Origin of the sequence: Bacillus cereus group sp. TH152-1LC, assembly GCF_027710505.1 — a bacterium.
Classification (GTDB): domain Bacteria; phylum Bacillota; class Bacilli; order Bacillales; family Bacillaceae_G; genus Bacillus_A; species Bacillus_A mobilis.
The window spans coordinates 24283-43045 of sequence record NZ_JAQFNK010000010.1; the positions used below are offsets into that span (position 1 = coordinate 24283).

Genomic DNA, 18763 nt, shown 5'->3' on the forward strand with positions numbered 1-18763 from the left:
AACTGTAAGGTGAGTTAGTTTTACTTTATAGGAGTTGTATACATGCCTGAATTTTATAAGAAACAGTGGTTTTTATATCCTGTTTACGTATTGGCATTTTTCGTGTTTGTGCTCATTTCAATCCTCTGTTATTTTCATTTAATGATGGGGATAGCCGCCTTTTTTATCTTTTGTATTGTACTTTTTGTTGTTGTACGATTTGAACTTACCTTTCAAAAGAACTTTGAAAAACATACGACAGAGATGATTACAAGGGTAAAGAAAGTAAGTAATGAGGCATTTAACCAAATGCCGATTGGTATTTTGTTATACAATAAGGATTATGGGATTGATTGGGCAAATCCTTATTTATCTTCATGCCTAGGACAGCATGCATTAGCTGGATGGCACCTTTATGATGTATCAGAAACGTTACTTCTTTTTATTAAAGGAGAAACTTCCGATGATATAGTCTCTTTAAATAATCGAAAGTTTCGCGTTTTTGTAAGGAAAGAAGAAAAGTTAATCTATTTCTTTGATGTAACGGAACAAACTGAGATTGAAAAGATGTACGAGGATCAACGTACTGTTTTGGCTGTCATTTATTTAGATAATTATGATGAAGTTACACAGGGATTAGATGACCAATTACGTACGAATATAACAAGCCTTGTAACATCACGCCTGAATGAATGGGCCGTTAAGTATGGGGCATATTTAAAACGTGCATCTTCAGAAAGATTCTTCGTTGTGCTAAATGAAAGTATTTTAGCACAGATGGAGAAAGGGAAATTTAGCATTTTAGATCAGGTGCGTGAAGAAACATCTAAAAGGAATATACCACTCACCTTAAGTGTAGGTGTTGGATCAGGTGATTTACCTTTATCAGAGCTTGGGGCAATGGCTCAGTCCGGCTTAGACCTTGCTCTTGGCCGCGGTGGAGATCAAGTAGCCATTAAGCAAGCAACAGGTAAAGTTAAGTTTTATGGTGGTAAGACAAATCCAGTGGAAAAACGTACCCGTGTACGTGCCAGAGTCATTTCGCACGCATTAAAGGATTTAGTATTAGAAAGCAGTAACGTCATTATAATGGGGCATAGGGCCCCTGATATGGACGCAATTGGTGCTGCGATTGGTATTTTAAAGGTAGCGCAATTAAATGAGCGTAAAGGATATATTGTGCTAGATGAAAATGATTCTGATAAGGGAATTAAGCGTTTAATGGATAAAGTGAAACAAAACGAAGAGTTATGGTCTCACTTTATTACACCAGAACAAGCGATGGAATTTGCAAATGATGATTCGTTACTTGTTGTTGTTGATACGCATAAACCTTCAATGGTGATGGAAGAAAAGCTGTTACACAAAATTGAAAATGTAGTTGTTATTGACCATCATCGCCGAGGAGAAGATTTTATTGAAGATCCATTGCTTGTTTACATGGAGCCATATGCTTCTTCCACGGCAGAACTTGTTACAGAATTACTTGAATACCAACCGAAAAATTTAAAAATGACAATGTTAGAAGCGACAGCATTGTTAGCGGGTATTATTGTTGATACGAAAAGCTTTACATTCCGGACAGGTGCTCGTACGTTTGATGCCGCTTCTTATTTACGCTCACATGGTGCAGATACTGTACTTGTACAAGAGCTTTTAAAAGAAGATATGGATCAGTACTTACGGGTTGCAAAAGCTATTAAAAATGCGTACATTTATACAAATGGAATTGCGATTGCAAAAGTGGATAGTGATGATTACTACGATCAAGTGCTTATTGCGCAATCGGCGGACACATTATTAACAATGACAGGAATTATTGCATCATTTGTTATTGCAAAACGTGGCGAGAATTTCATTGGAATTAGCGGCAGGTCTTTAGGTGAAGTGAATGTGCAGCTAATTATGGAGAATTTAGGCGGTGGTGGGCATTTAACGAATGCAGCCACACAAATGAAAAATGTTACAGTAGATGAAGCTGAGGAGAAGCTTCGATTTGTTATTGATGACTATTTACAGGGAGGCACACAATCATGAAAGTAATTTTTCTAAAAGACGTAAAAGGTAAAGGGAAAAAAGGAGAAGTAAAAAACGTACCAGATGGCTATGCAAATAACTTCTTACTAAAACAAGGATTAGCTGCTGAGGCGACAAATAGCAGTATGAAAACTTTAGAAGCTCAAAAACGCAAAGAAGAAAAAGATGCAGAGGCAGAGCTTGAAAGTGCAAAAGAGTTAAAAGAAACGTTAGAGAAACTAACTGTAGAAGTAAAGGCTAAATCTGGAGAAGGTGGCCGTCTATTTGGTTCAATCACAAGTAAACAAATCGTAGATGCAATGCAAAAATCACACAAGATTAAACTTGATAAGCGTAAATTTGAAATGGATGATGCAATTCGTGCATTAGGCTATACAAACGTTACTGTGAAATTGCATCCGCAAGTAACAGCAACAGTAAAAGTTCATGTTAGTGAACAATAAAAATAAGTTAAGCAAGGAGGATTGCGTATGAGTGATGTAATGGCTGATCGTACCCCTCCGCATAATATAGAGGCTGAGCAGGCTGTTTTAGGGGCCATATTAATTGATCAAGATGCATTAACGGCAGCATCGGAATTATTGGTACCTGACTCATTTTATCGAACGAAACATCAAAAGATTTTTGAAGTCATGCTTGGGTTATCTGATAAGGGAGAACCGATTGACTTAGTAATAATGACATCAGCAATGGCTGATCAAGGGTTATTAGAAGAAGTTGGTGGGGTTTCTTACTTAGCAGAACTAGCAGAAGTCGTTCCAACTGCTGCTAACGTAGAATATTATGCACGAATCATCGCTGAAAAGGCGCTCTTACGTCGTTTGATTCGAACGGCGACTCATATCGTGTCTGATGGGTATGAGAGAGAAGATGATGTGGATGGCCTTTTAAATGAGGCTGAGAAAAAAATATTAGAAGTATCTCACCAAACGAATGCAAAAGCATTCCAAAACATTAAAGATGTTCTTGTAGATGCTTACGATAAAATTGAACTTTTGCATAATCAAAAAGGTGAAGTTACTGGGATACCAACTGGATTTACTGAATTAGATAAGATGACCGCAGGTTTCCAGCGAAATGATTTAATCATCGTAGCGGCACGTCCATCAGTAGGGAAAACTGCATTTTCATTAAATATCGCACAAAACGTAGCGACGAAAACGGATGAAAATGTAGCGATTTTTAGTCTTGAGATGGGTTCTGATCAGCTTGTTATGCGTATGCTTTGTGCAGAAGGAAATATCGATGCACAAAGACTTCGTACCGGTTCATTAACTTCTGATGATTGGGCGAAATTAACGATGGCGATGGGTAGTCTTTCTAATGCTGGTATCTATATTGATGATACACCAGGGATTAAAGTAAATGAGATTCGAGCGAAATGTCGTAGATTAAAACAAGAACAAGGTCTTGGGATGGTTTTGATTGACTATTTACAGCTTATTCAAGGAAGCGGGAAATCAGGAGAAAACCGTCAGCAGGAAGTATCTGAGATCTCTCGTACATTAAAAGGGATTGCGCGTGAATTGCAAGTGCCTGTTATTGCCTTGTCACAGTTATCTCGTGGTGTAGAATCTCGTCAAGATAAACGTCCGATGATGTCTGATATTCGTGAATCGGGAAGTATCGAGCAGGATGCTGATATTGTAGCCTTCTTATATCGTGAAGATTACTATGATCGAGAAACGGAAAATAAAAATACGATTGAAATTATTATTGCAAAGCAGCGTAACGGTCCTGTAGGCTCAGTAGAGCTTGCATTTGTTAAAGAGTTCAATAAGTTCGTTAACTTAGAACGTCGCTTCGAGGATGGACATGCGCCGCCTGCATAAAGATAGTATAAAAAAGAAACGCATTTCTTATAATAAGATGTGTTTCTTTTTTTTTATAGGAAAGATAAGGCTTTCATAATGTGAAAATATAATTCTTACGAACGAAAATGTTTTTTTATAAAAAAATGTTCGCTTTTTGGTTGACTTCTTTTTCGGTTTTGGTACAATTATATTGTTTGAATAGATCGTTTGAAAATCGCGGAGGTGCTTTAATAATGTCTTCAGTAGTAGTTGTAGGAACACAATGGGGCGACGAAGGAAAAGGTAAAATCACTGATTTTCTTTCTGAGCATGCGGAAGTAGTTGCAAGATATCAAGGTGGAAATAACGCGGGACATACAATTGTTTTCGGTGGAGTTAAATATAAATTACACTTAATTCCATCTGGTATTTTCTATAAAGAGAAAATTTGTGTAATCGGAAATGGCTTAGTAGTAGATCCAAAAGCATTACTTGAAGAGTTAAAATACTTACACGATCGTGGTGTAAGTACTGATAATTTACGTGTAAGTAACCGTGCACACGTTATTTTACCTTATCACTTAAAACAAGATGAGTTAGAAGAAGCAAGTAAAGGTGATAACAAAATCGGTACAACGAAAAAAGGTATCGGTCCTGCATATATGGATAAAGCTGCTCGTATTGGTATTCGTATGGCTGATCTTTTAGACCGTGAAGCATTTAAAGAAAAGCTTGAGCGCAATTTAGTAGAAAAAAATCGTTTATTTGAAAAAATGTACGATACAGAAGGTTTCAGTGTAGAAGAAATCTTCGAAGAGTACTTCGAGTACGGACAACAAATCGCGCAATATGTATGTGATACGTCTGTTGTATTAAATGATGCACTAGATAACAATCACCGTGTATTATTTGAAGGTGCACAAGGTGTTATGCTTGATATCGACCACGGTACGTACCCGTTCGTTACATCTTCTAACCCGATTGCTGGTGGTGTAACAGTTGGAACTGGAGTTGGTCCTGCAAAAGTTACTCGCGTTGTAGGTGTATGTAAAGCATATACAAGCCGCGTAGGTGATGGTCCATTCCCTACTGAGCTTAATGATGAAATTGGTCATCAAATTCGTGAAGTTGGTCGTGAGTATGGAACGACAACTGGTCGTCCACGCCGCGTAGGTTGGTTCGATAGCGTTGTTGTAAGACATGCACGTCGTGTTAGTGGTTTAACAGATTTATCATTAAATTCTATCGACGTTCTAACAGGTATTCCGACTCTTAAAATTTGTGTTGCTTACAAATACAATGGCGAAGTTATCGATGAAGTTCCAGCAAACTTAAACATTTTAGCGAAATGTGAGCCTGTATACGAAGAGCTTTTAGGTTGGACAGAAGATATTACTGGTGTAAAATCATTAGACGAGCTTCCTGAAAATGCACGAAAATACGTAGAACGTGTTTCTGAGTTAACAGGAATTCAATTATCTATGTTCTCAGTTGGACCAGATCGTAACCAAACAAATATCGTTCGTAACGTATACGAAGCTTAATTGATATTTTTGAGAAAAAACTCATGTCTGCATGAGTTTTTTTCTTTTCTTTTATAAAAAAATGAAAAAAGGTATTGCAAAAAGCAAAGAGAACATGTTATGATACATCTTGTCGTCACGAAAATATGACGTTGGTGAGTATGAGCCATTAGCTCAGTTGGTAGAGCATCTGACTTTTAATCAGAGGGTCGAAGGTTCGAATCCTTCATGGCTCACCATTTTATTTTTCGTGGCCCGTTGGTCAAGTGGTTAAGACACCGCCCTTTCACGGCGGTAACACGGGTTCGAATCCCGTACGGGTCATGTTTTTTTATGTTTATTTTTGGTCCCGTGGTGTAGTGGTTAACATGCCTGCCTGTCACGCAGGAGATCGCCGGTTCGACCCCGGTCGGGACCGCCACTTTTGTTTATACCACCATTAGTGGTTTTATATATAGTTTTGGCTCGGTAGCTCAGTCGGTAGAGCAGAGGACTGAAAATCCTCGTGTCGGCGGTTCGATTCCGTCCCGAGCCACTCTCAGGATATTAAGTGGGCCCACTTAATATCCTTTTTATTTGTGTAATTTTACAAAATTGAGTAGTTATTTTAAAATAGAATGAGGAGCCTCTAGCAGTTGAAGCTAGAGGTTTTTCTATAGATCGTATAGGATTCCGTGTAAAAGTGGATCATACATGAGTCTGTGAGAATAGAGGAGAAAGTACTTAAGCAAAAGATGCGGTCATATAGGGACATACTATGTAGACATCAATGTGTTTAGGGATATTGGCCATATTTTTACCCCGCTATTTAACGGGCAGTAAGTCCTCACCTTAAAATTCAACGAAAGCAAAGAAGTTAGGTGGGGGATCAACTGCCCGTAAAAGCCCGATTGGTGAGGGCTAATAATCAGTGGATGATGAAGAAAACACCCAATGATTAAAGTTTCACTTTATAAGGAGGAAATAGACGATGATGGGAAAGAAAATTTTAGTAGTTGATGATGAAAAGCCGATTGCGGATATTTTGAAGTTCAACCTAGAAAAAGAAGGTTTTGAAATTGTAATGGCGCATGATGGTGATGAAGCGATTGAAAAAGCGAATGAAGAGCAGCCAGATATGGTTTTATTAGATATTATGCTACCAGGTAAGGATGGCTTAGAGGTTTGTCGTGAAATACGTAAAAGCTCAGAAATGCCGATTATTATGCTTACAGCAAAGGACTCTGAAATTGATAAAGTATTAGGGCTTGAGCTTGGGGCAGATGATTATGTAACGAAGCCATTTAGTACGAGGGAATTACTTGCTCGTGTGAAGGCGAATTTACGTCGCCACCAACAAGGTGGTGCTGCAGAGAAAGAAGAAAACACGGAAATGGTTATTGGACCAATTGTTATCAATCCAAATGCGTATAGTGTAACGAAACGTGAGGAAAATATTGAACTTACACATCGTGAATTTGAGCTACTACATTATTTAGCAAAACATTTAGGACAAGTTATGACTCGTGAACATTTATTACAAACGGTTTGGGGTTATGACTATTTTGGAGATGTACGTACAGTGGATGTAACAGTGCGTCGTTTACGTGAAAAAATTGAAGATAATCCAAGTCACCCCACTTTAATTGTAACTAGACGTGGAGTAGGGTATTACTTGCGTGACCCAGAGCAGGAATAGTATATGAAGAAAGTCGGTTTTTTTCAATCTATTCATTTAAAATTTGTACTCATATATATGCTATTAATATTAATAGCAATGCAAGTTATTGGAGTATATTTCGTAAGGGAGTTAGAAAAGAGTCTTGTACAAGGCTTTAGAGATTCTTTAACGCAGCAAACGAACTTATTAGCGTATAACTTGAAACAAGAGTTTAAAAAAAGTCATACAAAAGCAGAAACAGAATCAACAGATGAAACGATTAAAACTTCAATTCGAAAATTTGCCTCTGATCGAAAGAAAGATATCCAAGAGGTAAGTGTATTTGATTCGAATAGAAAGTTACTTGCTATTTCAGATGAGTCAAAGCAAAACAAGGTAAACAGAACATCAACTGATATTGCTGTTCAACGGGTATTGGTACAAAAAAAGCCAGAAGTGAAAATTGAGAAGGATGGTCGTACAGGCCATCGTGTACAAGTTATGATTACTCCTATTATAGATGATAACGGCAAGGATCCACTTGGTGTTATTTATATTGTTGCATCTATGGAAGATGTTTATAAACAGATGAAGGATATTAATCAAATTTTTGCGACTGGAACCGTTATTGCATTACTCGTAACAGCTGTACTTGGAATTTTGTTAGCACAAACGATTACGAGACCAATTTCAGATATGCGAAGACAAGCGATTGAAATGGCAAAAGGAAACTATTCAAGAAAAGTAAAAGTGCATAGCCATGATGAAATTGGACAATTAGCATTATCTTTCAATAATTTATCAAAAAAATTACAACAAGCTCGTTCTTCAACGGAAAGTGAAAGACGTAAATTATCATCCGTTTTATCACATATGACAGATGGAGTAATTGCTACTGATCGAAAAGGGGACATTATTTTATTAAATGATCCTGCGGAAAAGATGCTAAATGTTTCGCGTGAAACAGCGCTCGATCAATCTGTTTTAGAGGTATTAGGGATACAAGAAGAATTTACGCTCGATCATTTATACGAAGAGCCTGATTCTGTTTTATTAGATTTTAGTACGAGAAATGAGCCATATATTCTACGTGCTAGTTTCTCTGTTATTCAAAAAGAGACAGGGAAAGCAAATGGTTTAATAGCCGTATTATATGACGTAACTGAGCAGGAGCGTATAGAAAGGGAACGCCGTGAGTTTGTGGCAAACGTTTCCCATGAATTAAGAACGCCATTAACAACGATGCGCAGTTACTTAGAGGCGCTTACGGACGGCGCGTGGCAAGATCCGAATATTGCACCACAATTTTTAACAGTTACGCAAGAAGAAACAGAAAGAATGATTAGACTTGTAAATGCATTATTGCAACTTTCTAAACTCGATAGTACAGAACACCGTTTAATGAAAGAATGGGTCGACTTTACTGACTTCTTTAATAACGTTATTGATCGTTTTGAAATGTCTAAGGAGCAAAACGTAAGTTTCAAACGATCTTTCTCTAAGAAATCCCGATTTATTGATATGGATACGGATAAAATTACGCAAGTTTTGTATAACATTATTTCGAATGCATTAAAGTATTCACCAGAAGGTGGAACAGTAACATATCGCTTACGTGATCGCGGGGAATTATTAGAGATTAGTGTAAGTGACCAAGGAATGGGTATTCCAAAAGAAAACGTCGATAAAATCTTTGAACGTTTTTATCGGGTAGATAAAGCACGTTCAAGACAAATGGGTGGTACAGGACTTGGATTAGCAATTGCGAAAGAAATGATTGAGGCACATGGTGGCTCGATTTGGGCGAAGAGTGAGGAAGGAAAAGGGACAACTATTTACTTCACATTGCCGATGGCAGCGGATGAAGAGGACGATTGGGAATGAGTATGGAAAATGTTAAAACGATAGTTTTAATTAATTTAGTTGTAATTAGCTTATTTCTTACTTTTAACTTATGGACGTATGTGCCAGATTCCACGTCTATGCAAAACGCAAAATTTGTGCAGGGAAATGAAGGAACTACTCAAACTAAAATCGCTGATGTTGTCCGTCCTACTTCTATCATCGTGCATAAAGATAAAAATCATTATGGGAGCAAAAGAGAGGGAGATATAGAATCAATTTATAAACCTTTGGAAGCAGGGGAATTATATGATTTCAAAGAGATATCGATTGCTAAAGCTGATTTCCTTTCTTATGTGCATGGTGAAGGAAAAATTGAACTTGTTTTTCCTACCAATATCCCATTTGATGCAGTTAAATCTATGTTTAATATGAAAGAAAAAAGTATAAATAAACCTAAACATTTTAATCGAATTATTCTTGACCCTTCTAGAAGTAGAGATCAAGAAATTAAAATTAATTTTGTTTCTGATGGTGATAACTCTAGAATATATGAAGCAAAATTAAGTGGTGTATATTTAAAAGATATTGTAAATGCACAAAATCAATTTATAGTATCGGCAAAACCTTATTTTGACTATCAAATTAATGATATGAAAAAGCTATTTTTACCAGATGGAACGACAGAATTAAGTAATATAACATATATTTCATCTAATTTAGCGGTTGATACATTTAAGAATGCTCTTTTTAGTGACCCACGTTATTTAAGCCCTATTACCGAGAAATCAAAAGAAACATTTACAGATGGTATTAGGTCCATGGAGATTGAAAACGATCAGCATATGTTAAAGTATAAAAATTCTTCTGTTTCAAGTGAGAAAACGACAGATAATTTAATGCTTTTACAAAAAAGTTTTGATTTTGTAAATGGTCACAGTGGGAGTCTGGATTCATATCGTTTGGACTATATGAATAAAGGACAGACGGTATTCCGTTTACACGAAGATGGATATTCCGTATTCAATACAGATGGATTAGCTGAATTGAGACAAGTATGGGGATCAGAAGACGTAATGGAATATGAAAGACCATTGTTGTCTTTAAATACGAAAGGCATAGAACAGAAGGTTACTCTTCCATCAGGTCACGTTGTGATAGCATCTTTAGAAAATAATGCCGCGGTAGATAAAAGATTCATTAAAGATGTTGGTATTGGATACAAATTATCACTAGATGGGCAAGTGGCTCGACTACAGCCGATTTGGTATGTAAAGTTTGTTGAAGATGAAGCTGGCAAACAAAAAATATATGAGTGGAGTGAGGGAGGACTAAATGGATTGGGATCGGATTAAAACCATATTTATTGTGACCTTTTTTGTTTTGGACCTCTTTCTCATTTTTCAATTCATTCAAAAGCAAGATAGTAATCAATTGGAGCTTATTGCAGAAACAAAGATAGATCAAGAATTAAAAGCAAACAAAATTACTATGGGTAATTTCCCTAAAGAACCGAAAAAAGAGTCATTTATTAGGGCAGAAAACAAGGCATTTAAAGAAGAAGATGTACAGTCTTTAAAAAATCAAACAGCGCATATACAAAATATGTACAAGATAGAAAGTAAGCTAAAAGAGCCCTTTTTGAATACAAAATCATTATCCAAAGATAAGTATAGTGATTTTTTGAAGAACTATGTATTGGATGGACAAAAGTATGAGTATGGGGCGATGAAAGACTCTAAAATTTACTTCTTCCAAAAGTATAAAGATAAGCCTATTTTCTATAACGGTCAGGCAATGATTGTTGTGGAATTAAATGAAAAAAATGAACTTGTGTCGTACACACAGACGATGCTAACTGATTTAAAAGAAATGGGCGAAAGTGAAAAAACGAAACAGCAAGAAATTATTACTGCTCAAACGGCTTTAGAGAATCTGTATTTAAAAAATAAAGTTCATGGGAATACACATGTAAAAGAAGCACAAATTGGTTATGCCAACCTTACCGCATCTACTTCTAATAACCAAGTACTTGCTCCAACATGGAATTTAAAAACGGAGCAGAAGCAGGACTTCTTTGTAAATGCAATTGAAGGACAAGTTATGGAATTAGGGGAAAGGGAAAATCAAGTGGTTGATGAACATACTGGAGTGAGAAAGAATGGGTTTGCATTTTAGCGTACTTGCAAGTGGAAGTACAGGGAATATGCTATATGTAGGAACAGATGAAAAAAAATTACTCGTCGATGCAGGTTTAAGTGGTAAAGCAACAGAGGCTTTATTTAAACAGGCAGAATTAAATATAAATGATGTATCAGGTATTCTTGTAACACATGAACATAGTGACCATATTAAAGGGTTAGGTGTATTGGCACGTAAATATGATTTACCTGTTTATGCAAATGAGAAAACATGGAATGCAATGGAACATTTAATTGGAAATATCCCAACTGAGCAAAAGTTTATTTTCTCAGTTGGGGATGTGAAAACATTCGGTGATATTGAGGTCGAGTCATTTGGGGTTTCTCATGATGCGGCAGAGCCAATGTTCTATGCTTTTCATAACAATAATAGAAAGTTAGCCCTTATTACAGATACGGGATACGTGAGTGACCGTATGAAAGGTGTTATTAAGGGTGCTAATGCTTTTGTGTTTGAAAGCAATCATGACGTGGAAATGCTTCGTATGGGACGTTATCCATGGAGTATTAAGCGACGTATTTTAAGTGATGTGGGGCACGTTTGTAATGAGGATGCTGCATTAGCGATGGCGGATGTAATTACAGATGAGACAAAACATATTTATTTAGCCCATTTAAGTTTAGATAATAACATGAAAGAACTAGCACGTATGTCAGTATCACAAGTATTAGAGGAAAAGGGATTTGGAGTAGGAGAAGCTTTCGAAATTCATGATACAGATCCGAAAATGCCTACAAAAATTCAATACGTATAATTCTTCATTTTAGTAAACAATAAAGGTGAATATAGTTGTTTTCAGGAAGATAGGTGAACAAATATGTCCTTTATTGATGAAGAAAATTATCGTATGAAACGTGCAAGAAAAAAGAAGCATAAAGGTATTGTGATTTCTAGCATAGCAGGAACAATTGTAGGAGCTTCGTTATTTGCATTTGGAGCTCCTTTATTTGCAAATGATGCAGGTGCGCTTCCGCAAGCTGAAGCAAGTGGAAGTAATATGGCCGAAGCTCAAGGAATTAAACAGATTAGTTTAGTTGATGCTGTTGATCGTGCGTCTGAAGCTGTTGTTGGCGTTATTAATATTCAACGAGATAATTTTTCAGAGGCAGATTCAGAAGCTGGTACAGGATCGGGTGTAATTTATAAAAAAGCAGATGGCCAAGCTTATATTGTAACGAATAATCATGTTGTTGCTGGAGCAAATCGCATTGAAGTAAGTTTAAGTGATGGTAAGAAGGTTCCGGGAAAAGTATTAGGAACGGATGTAGTCACAGATTTAGCTGTACTAGAAATAGATGCAAAGCATGTGAAAAAAGTAATTGAGATTGGCGATTCTAATACTGTTCGTAGAGGAGAACCGGTCATTGCGATTGGAAACCCACTAGGGCTGCAATTTTCTGGAACCGTCACACAAGGCATTATTTCGGCTAAGGAACGTATTGTTCCTGTAGATTTGGATCAAGATGGACATTACGATTGGCAAGTAGAAGTATTGCAAACAGACGCAGCAATTAATCCAGGTAATAGTGGTGGTGCGCTTGTAAATGCGGCAGGCCAATTAATTGGCATTAACTCAATGAAAATTGCAGCAAAAGAAGTAGAAGGAATTGGACTAGCTATTCCAGTTACTAGAGCTGTTCCAATTATGAATGAATTAGAGAAGTACGGAAAAGTAAGGAGACCGTATGTTGGAATTGAACTTAGATCGTTAAATGAGATTCCAAATTACCATTGGTCAAAAACATTGCATTTACCAGGCAATGTAACAGAGGGAGTTTGCATTTTAGATGTGAAAAGTCCTTCGCCAGGTGTAGATGCTGGTTTACGAGAACACGATGTGATTGTAGCAGTAGATGGAAAACCGGTTCGCGATATTATCGGATTCCGTACGGCCTTATATGATAAAAAAATTAATGATAAAATGACTCTTACGTTTTATCGTGGTACAAAACGAGCAACAACAACGGTTAAACTAGGCGTTCAAAAGTATTAAAAACAGGAGGGCCTACCTCCTGTTTTCTATTGTAGAAAAGTGAGGTGAAGAATATGAATTTACCTTGTTGTTTAGAACATGTGGAATTAGCTTTAGATATTATTGTGGATGAGTGTGAAGTTGCACCGGTTATCAACAATGTGGATAACTCAAAAAAAGAGAAAAAAACATGTGAATTTTGTCAAAACGAGGCGACATATGTTGTATCGAACACAGATTCTCACACAATATGTGGGTAACATTTGTGGATATGTGGATAAGTTATGTGGATAACATGTTTGTAAGGTGGGGAATACGTGTGAATATCTCGATTATTTCAATTGGGAAATTAAAAGAAAAATATTTAAAACAAGGTATAGCAGAATACTTAAAACGATTATCTGCATACGCAAAAGTAGAAGTAATTGAATTGCCAGATGAAAAGGCACCAGAAAATTTAAGTGAAGCAGAAATGTTAATTGTAAAAGAAAAAGAAGGTATACGTATACTGGATAAAATTTCTGACGATACGCATGTCATTGCGTTAGCGATAGAAGGAAAGCAAAAATCATCAGAAGAATTTGCAGTAAGCTTAGATCGTCTTGCTACATATGGAAAGAGTAAGGTTGCCTTTGTAATTGGTGGATCACTTGGACTAAGTTCAGAAGTAATGAAGCGTTCAAATGAATCTCTTTCTTTTTCAAAGATGACATTACCACACCAATTAATGCGATTAGTATTGCTTGAGCAAGTGTATAGAGCGTTTCGTATTAATCGTGGGGAACCGTATCATAAGTAATTGAGGTTTTATTACTTAAATATCATAAACTATGTTTAGGTTATCATGCCAAAATGTGTTTGTATTTGGCATAATAAGATTAAATAAAAATATTCCAAGTATTAAGGGGGGAAATCAAAAGTTAGAGGGGATATGCATCTAAAACAGATAATATTTTAGGAAATAAAGTTGAGCGCGAAATTACATTTATAGGATGGAATACCTATCTAAAATATGCTGGAGAAGATACTGTAGCCATACTCTTAAAATGAATTAGTGGGATATAAAACCTCATTTAGATATAAAAAGCAAGAAATGTTGTATTAATAACAATTCTTGCTTCTAGGTTTTATTAGTGTATTGTCTAACTTGTAATGAGTCCTTTTTGATAATTTATTTTTCTCCAGTATTCTGCTCTTTTATGCTTTTCTATAAGAATTTTTTCGTTTTCCTTATATTTCCCTTTTGTATATCTAGGAGGGATCGTAGTTATTTTTGAATATAAATTGTCAAAATCCCTATCAAATGATGTTGGAGACATAGCAATTTTTTGAATCATCTCAATTATCACTTTTACAGTCTCTAATCTTTCTCTTGATTTAAAATAATTATTACTGTGAATTAATTGCTGAACATCTGGTTCTAAACGTGTTACCTTATTATCAAAAGTGAAGTGCCACTGACCATGAGCTATCTTATTTCTCATTCTTACTACTTGATTAATATCTTCATTAACAAAGTTTAAGATATCTTGATAGCGATGCTGCTGTGTTCTCTTTAGCAGCTTCTTAATATAGGTGGATTTAAAATTAGAATCATCTATTTCTATAGAAAAGGCTCTAGCAAAAGCAAGATTTAAAACATTTATCCATTTATTTTCTAAAGATGTATCCTTAGAATCCTCAGATGATTTAGTTTTGGTCCTCAATATAAAATTACGATCATTATCATCAAATTTTTGTTCATGAATGAGTTTATATAGACTTACTTCAATCCAAGCACCAATTAAAAAGGTATGAATGTTTGTATGTAAGATAATAGCTTGAGTATTTTGTGTTTTAATAGAATATTTTATCGTATCTTCTACTTCTTGAATCGAAGTAGTAATTTTTTGTAAGTTTTTACAGTGTTCTTTATACATTAAACGAATCCCCCCTAAATAAAAAAGATTCCTGACCGCCAAAAGATATAAATTTTTATATCCTTTGGCGATCGGGAATCGAACCCGGACTAGAGATTTACACCTATCCTCTCTAGCAGAGTATTAAGTTTTGAAAGGTGGTATACTTAATAACTGTGCTAACCATTTGCACTATTCGCCTCGTTATTATTATACTAACTTCTTTAAAAGTTGTAAATATTAAAATGATTTCATTTAATCTCATTTAGGATTGTCGCGGTGAACCGTATCACAAATAGTAATAGTACATTCAAACGGCTACAGATGTGGCCGTTTTCTATATTTCATAATATGTAATTAGGAGAACTGTATGAAGCCAAAACAACTACTAAGTTTATATATAGAAAATTTTTTGGTCGATAAACTACAAAGATTGGGCTTCCGTTATGCAAAGAGTGTACTTAAATTTTCTCGTAAACAAGGTGATTTTGAACTAACCTTTAGCTTTTCGCTCAGTACATGGAACTCTGAAAATTATTGTGAGTTTTGGACTATGTGGGGTGTTACGTCAAAAAAGTATTCAAAATGGTATAAAGACCAATGGGGGGATAAACCAGTCAATGATGCAATAGCCGGAGATGCAGAGTGGAATATTCCAGGATGGGAAAGAAAGGTGCAGCATTGGAAGCTTACGAATTCGGAATATGATAAGGCGGAATTTAGTGAGTTTGTAGGGGATGTAATGAATATTGGGATTCCCTATTATTCGCAAATTGATGATTGGAATACTGCGGCAGAGTATGCTACAAGAGGTCCGATTATTTTTTATGAAAAAGTATGTGATTTTTATATGATGTCAGGGCAAGAAGAGAAAGCAAAAGAAATCCTTGAGAGAGGTATTCAAGAGATTAAAGATAGAAAACATGATAGTTATATGCAACTTCCGGAAATTAAAAAGAGGTTAAAGAAGTATTTTATGTAGTAAACTTTTATTTCCTGAAATAAGTATGTTTCTATTTCTAAAAAAGTGTGATGTAATATGAAGAGGAAAAAAGTATAAGTAGTCATAGAAGTGAGGAATTAAAGGTGAAGAAGTTTAAAAAGTTTTACTTGGAGATTACGAGTGTATGTAATCTTGCGTGCAGCTTTTGTCCGCCGACGGAAAGGCAGAAGCAGTTCATTTCTGTGGAGGATTTTGCGAAAAGATTAGACCAAATTAAACCTCACACAGACTACATTTATTTGCACGTGAAGGGTGAGCCATTGCTCCATCCAAAAATAGATCAATTGTTAGATTTAAGCCATGAAAAAGGGTTTAAAGTTAATATTACAACGAATGGAACGTTAATTAATAAGAGAAGGCATAGACTGTTAAATAAACCTGCGTTAAGACAAATGAATTTTTCATTACACAGTTTTGATGGACACCCAGGTTCGCAAGATAAAGAAGGTTATGTAAGAAGTATACTTTCCTTTATTAGAGAAGCGACAAGTCAATCGGATTTAATTGTTTCACTACGATTATGGAATTTAACTCAGGATAATAAAACGAATGCTGAAATTCAGAAAAATAGAGATTTATTATCCATTATTGAAAATGAGTTTGGCCTATCTTATCAAATCGAAGAGAAGCTTACACCAGGAAAAGGTATAAAAATTGCGGAACGTGTCTTTATTAATCAAGACTATGAATTCCAGTGGCCGGCATTACATGAAGAAGAGGATGACGGAAAAGGATTCTGTCATGGACTTCGAAATCAAGCTGGTATTTTAGCGAACGGAACGGTTATTCCTTGTTGTTTAGATGGTGAGGGGATTATTAACCTTGGGAATATTAATACTGACTCATTTTCTAACATTATAGAAGGTGAAAGAGCAACAAACATTGTCGATGGATTTTCGAAAAGGATTGCAGTCGAAGAGCTATGCAGGAAATGTGGATACCGTAAAAGATTTGGAAAATAAATATGAAATAAGCCCTCATCAAGCGAGGGCTTATTTTTTATTCTTGATAAGAGCGTTCTAATTCATCAATTAAGGAGCCGACGTAAGAAACGGCTTTACGGATTGCGTCTGGTTTTGACATATCGACTCCGGCATGTTTCATTAATTCAAGTGGTTTCATCGTACCACCAGCGCGAAGTACATCTAACCAGCGATCAACGGCAGGTTGTCCTTCCTCTTTAATCATTTGAGCTACCGCAGTAGATGCAGTGAGGCCTGCAGAATACGTGTAAGAATATAAGCCCATATAATAATGAGGTTGACGCATCCAAGTTAAGCCAGCACCTTCGTCAATTTCTACAGAATTTCCCCAGAATGTCGAAAGTACATTTGTTTTTATTTCAGTTAAGGTTGTAGCTGTAAGTGCTCCTCCTTCTTCTGCTAGCGTGTATACTCTTCTTTGATATTCTCCCTCAAGTAAGTGAGTAACAAAGTTATGATAATATGTGCCGAGTAGTTGCAGAATCACCCATCTGCGCATTCTCTTATCTTCAGTCGTCGCTAATAAATGCTGGGCTAATAGTAATTCGTTCATCGTAGATGGTGCTTCGACAAAGTACATAGATGGACGTACATTCATAATACGCTGGTTTTTATTTGCTAAATAAAAATGACCAGCATGCCCAAATTCATGGGCTAATGTGAAGCATCCACGCATCGTATTTTGCCATGTAATTAAAATGTATGGATGAGAACCATAGGGACTTGAACAAAATGCCCCTGTTGATTTCCCTACATTATCTGCAAGATCGACCCATCTCTCTTTAAATCCTTTTTCGATAATGGAACCATATTCATCGCCCAATACTTGTAAAGAGTCTTGAATGAGTTTTCCAGCTTCTTCGTATGTGATGCTTGGATTAAATTCGGGATCTAAAGGTGCATGTAAGTCGCAGAACAGCATTTGATCGAGTCCTAGTACTTTCTTTTTTAAATCTGCAAAACGGCGCATATGAGGTGCTAATTCCTTGTATATAATATCAAGTTGATTGTCATACATTTCAAGTGGAACTTTCTGAGGTTCCAAAAGCATATGAGTAACAGATTCAAATTTGCGTAAACGAGAGAGTGTTACTTGTTTTTTTACTTCAGTCGCATATGTTGTTGCCACTGTATTTTTATATCGTTTCAAGGTGGAAACAAATGATGAGTACGCTTTTCTACGTATGTCTACGCTTGGAGAAAACTCATATTTACTTTCAAATAATGCAAATGATACAGGGAGTTCGTTTCCTTGTTCGTCTTGTATGGAGGTAAAATCCATATCGGCTAATTTAGTCATACCGTAAATTTTGTATGGAGAACTATGTACTTCGCCAAGTGCGGCAAGAGCTTCTTCTGTTTCAGGAGAGAGCGTGTGCGGCCTTTTTTGTAGGATGTCTAGTAATGATTTACGGAAAGGTTCAAGTTTTGTTTCTTCAGCTAAATATTTCTCAATTGTGCCTTCGTCGAATGAGAGGATTTCATTATGGATAAAGGATAATGCAGTATGTACTTTCGTCCATAAAGCAGCAATTTTGGAAGAGTTCGCTTGAACAACTGGATTTGTACGGTCAGTAGATTCTTTTAAATTTGCGTAGGAGTATAGTTTTGTTAACTTCATTAAAAGCTCTTCTTCTAAAAGTAGACCATGTAATAAGGTAGTGGAGCTAGTGTGTAATTGTCCTTTAAACGCATCAAGTTTTTTTATATCATCTGTTAATACACGTAATGCAGTTTCCCACTCTTTATCAGATTCGTATAAATCAGAGAGGTCCCATGTTAGTTCAGTAGGGACTTCCGCGCGAATATGGCGTTTCTCAATTATATTTTTCATTTATTGTATCCCCCTTATTATAAGTATCTAAAAACATGATACTAGAAAATTCAGTGAA

At 36.0% G+C, this 18763-nt stretch carries 16 protein-coding genes and 4 tRNA genes; 18 read left to right on the forward strand and 2 right to left on the reverse strand.

Annotated features, from left to right (window positions below):
* Window positions 1–42: 42 nt before the first annotated feature.
* From PDL00_RS20760 to rlmH, 16 genes are all read left to right on the forward strand, one after another.
* A complete protein-coding gene (locus tag PDL00_RS20760) occupies window positions 43–2016 on the forward strand; it encodes a DHH family phosphoesterase (protein WP_061679599.1) in 1974 nt (657 codons plus the stop codon).
* A complete protein-coding gene (gene rplI, locus PDL00_RS20765) occupies window positions 2013–2459 on the forward strand; it encodes a 50S ribosomal protein L9 (protein WP_061679600.1) in 447 nt (148 codons plus the stop codon). The genes PDL00_RS20760 and rplI overlap by 4 nt, the downstream gene beginning before the upstream one ends.
* A gap of 27 nt (window positions 2460–2486) precedes the next feature.
* Window positions 2487–3848, forward strand: a complete 1362-nt coding sequence (gene dnaB, locus PDL00_RS20770) for a replicative DNA helicase (RefSeq protein ID WP_061679601.1) — start codon at window positions 2487–2489, stop codon at window positions 3846–3848.
* 215 nt (window positions 3849–4063) lie between these two features.
* On the forward strand, window positions 4064–5353 hold the full coding sequence (locus tag PDL00_RS20775) for an adenylosuccinate synthase (protein WP_270730945.1): 1290 nt from the start codon (window positions 4064–4066) through the stop codon (window positions 5351–5353).
* 142 nt (window positions 5354–5495) lie between these two features.
* A tRNA-Lys gene (locus PDL00_RS20780) sits at window positions 5496–5571 on the forward strand.
* 13 nt (window positions 5572–5584) lie between these two features.
* Window positions 5585–5656 (forward strand) — tRNA-Glu (locus PDL00_RS20785).
* A gap of 21 nt (window positions 5657–5677) precedes the next feature.
* Window positions 5678–5753, forward strand: a tRNA-Asp gene (locus tag PDL00_RS20790).
* Window positions 5754–5794: 41 nt separating this feature from the next.
* Window positions 5795–5867: transfer RNA gene (locus PDL00_RS20795), tRNA-Phe, on the forward strand.
* 435 nt (window positions 5868–6302) lie between these two features.
* Window positions 6303–7010 carry a cell wall metabolism DNA-binding response regulator WalR gene (gene walR, locus PDL00_RS20800; RefSeq protein ID WP_000971865.1) on the forward strand — a complete coding sequence of 236 codons (708 nt, stop codon included), beginning with the start codon at window positions 6303–6305 and terminating at the stop codon, window positions 7008–7010.
* A 3-nt stretch (window positions 7011–7013) separates the two neighbouring features.
* A complete protein-coding gene (gene walK, locus PDL00_RS20805) occupies window positions 7014–8855 on the forward strand; it encodes a cell wall metabolism sensor histidine kinase WalK (RefSeq protein WP_242253535.1) in 1842 nt (613 codons plus the stop codon).
* Window positions 8852–10168, forward strand: a complete 1317-nt coding sequence (locus PDL00_RS20810) for a YycH family regulatory protein (protein WP_242253551.1) — start codon at window positions 8852–8854, stop codon at window positions 10166–10168. Before walK ends, PDL00_RS20810 begins: the two co-directional genes overlap by 4 nt.
* Window positions 10149–10991, forward strand: a complete 843-nt coding sequence (locus tag PDL00_RS20815) for a two-component system regulatory protein YycI (protein ID WP_270730948.1) — start codon at window positions 10149–10151, stop codon at window positions 10989–10991. The genes PDL00_RS20810 and PDL00_RS20815 overlap by 20 nt, the downstream gene beginning before the upstream one ends.
* On the forward strand, window positions 10975–11769 hold the full coding sequence (locus PDL00_RS20820; RefSeq protein WP_000522836.1) for an MBL fold metallo-hydrolase: 795 nt from the start codon (window positions 10975–10977) through the stop codon (window positions 11767–11769). The genes PDL00_RS20815 and PDL00_RS20820 overlap by 17 nt, the downstream gene beginning before the upstream one ends.
* 63 nt (window positions 11770–11832) lie before the next feature.
* A complete protein-coding gene (locus tag PDL00_RS20825; protein WP_270730951.1) occupies window positions 11833–13008 on the forward strand; it encodes a S1C family serine protease in 1176 nt (391 codons plus the stop codon).
* Between the two features lie 53 nt (window positions 13009–13061).
* Complete coding sequence (locus tag PDL00_RS20830) at window positions 13062–13247, forward strand: CxxH/CxxC protein (protein ID WP_002183021.1); 186 nt, start codon at window positions 13062–13064, stop codon at window positions 13245–13247.
* A 59-nt stretch (window positions 13248–13306) separates the two neighbouring features.
* On the forward strand, window positions 13307–13786 hold the full coding sequence (gene rlmH, locus PDL00_RS20835; protein ID WP_001027003.1) for a 23S rRNA (pseudouridine(1915)-N(3))-methyltransferase RlmH: 480 nt from the start codon (window positions 13307–13309) through the stop codon (window positions 13784–13786).
* Between the two features lie 343 nt (window positions 13787–14129).
* Here the strand turns inward: rlmH and PDL00_RS20840 are convergent, their stop codons facing one another.
* Window positions 14130–14906 (reverse strand): hypothetical protein, encoded by a 777-nt coding sequence (locus PDL00_RS20840; protein ID WP_270730955.1) that lies wholly within the window; start codon window positions 14904–14906, stop codon window positions 14130–14132.
* 349 nt (window positions 14907–15255) lie between these two features.
* Here PDL00_RS20840 and PDL00_RS20845 point away from each other — a divergent pair, with 349 nt between their 5' ends.
* Together PDL00_RS20845 and PDL00_RS20850 are read left to right on the forward strand one after the other, a co-directional pair.
* A complete protein-coding gene (locus PDL00_RS20845; RefSeq protein ID WP_270730957.1) occupies window positions 15256–15867 on the forward strand; it encodes a hypothetical protein in 612 nt (203 codons plus the stop codon).
* A gap of 104 nt (window positions 15868–15971) precedes the next feature.
* Entirely contained in the window at window positions 15972–16850 is an 879-nt protein-coding gene (locus PDL00_RS20850) for a radical SAM/SPASM domain-containing protein (protein WP_242253573.1), read from the forward strand.
* Window positions 16851–16887: 37 nt separating this feature from the next.
* Here PDL00_RS20850 and pepF read toward each other — a convergent pair whose 3' ends face one another.
* Complete coding sequence (gene pepF / locus PDL00_RS20855; protein ID WP_242253578.1) at window positions 16888–18705, reverse strand: oligoendopeptidase F; 1818 nt, start codon at window positions 18703–18705, stop codon at window positions 16888–16890.
* Between the last annotated feature and the right edge of the window lie 58 nt (window positions 18706–18763).

Bases quoted from the DNA above. Each gene is read 5' to 3' on its own strand.
- PDL00_RS20760 (WP_061679599.1), top strand. From the start codon at position 43: ATGCCTGAATTTTATAAGAAACAGTGGTTTTTATATCCTGTTTACGTA.
- rplI (WP_061679600.1), top strand. From the start codon at position 2,013: ATGAAAGTAATTTTTCTAAAAGACGTAAAAGGTAAAGGGAAAAAAGGA.
- dnaB (WP_061679601.1), top strand. From the start codon at position 2,487: ATGAGTGATGTAATGGCTGATCGTACCCCTCCGCATAATATAGAGGCT.
- PDL00_RS20775 (WP_270730945.1), top strand. From the start codon at position 4,064: ATGTCTTCAGTAGTAGTTGTAGGAACACAATGGGGCGACGAAGGAAAA.
- walR (WP_000971865.1), top strand. From the start codon at position 6,303: ATGATGGGAAAGAAAATTTTAGTAGTTGATGATGAAAAGCCGATTGCG.
- walK (WP_242253535.1), top strand. From the start codon at position 7,014: ATGAAGAAAGTCGGTTTTTTTCAATCTATTCATTTAAAATTTGTACTC.
- PDL00_RS20810 (WP_242253551.1), top strand. From the start codon at position 8,852: ATGAGTATGGAAAATGTTAAAACGATAGTTTTAATTAATTTAGTTGTA.
- PDL00_RS20815 (WP_270730948.1), top strand. From the start codon at position 10,149: ATGGATTGGGATCGGATTAAAACCATATTTATTGTGACCTTTTTTGTT.
- PDL00_RS20820 (WP_000522836.1), top strand. From the start codon at position 10,975: ATGGGTTTGCATTTTAGCGTACTTGCAAGTGGAAGTACAGGGAATATG.
- PDL00_RS20825 (WP_270730951.1), top strand. From the start codon at position 11,833: ATGTCCTTTATTGATGAAGAAAATTATCGTATGAAACGTGCAAGAAAA.
- PDL00_RS20830 (WP_002183021.1), top strand. From the start codon at position 13,062: ATGAATTTACCTTGTTGTTTAGAACATGTGGAATTAGCTTTAGATATT.
- PDL00_RS20840 (WP_270730955.1), bottom strand. From the start codon at position 14,906: ATGTATAAAGAACACTGTAAAAACTTACAAAAAATTACTACTTCGATT.
- PDL00_RS20845 (WP_270730957.1), top strand. From the start codon at position 15,256: ATGAAGCCAAAACAACTACTAAGTTTATATATAGAAAATTTTTTGGTC.
- pepF (WP_242253578.1), bottom strand. From the start codon at position 18,705: ATGAAAAATATAATTGAGAAACGCCATATTCGCGCGGAAGTCCCTACT.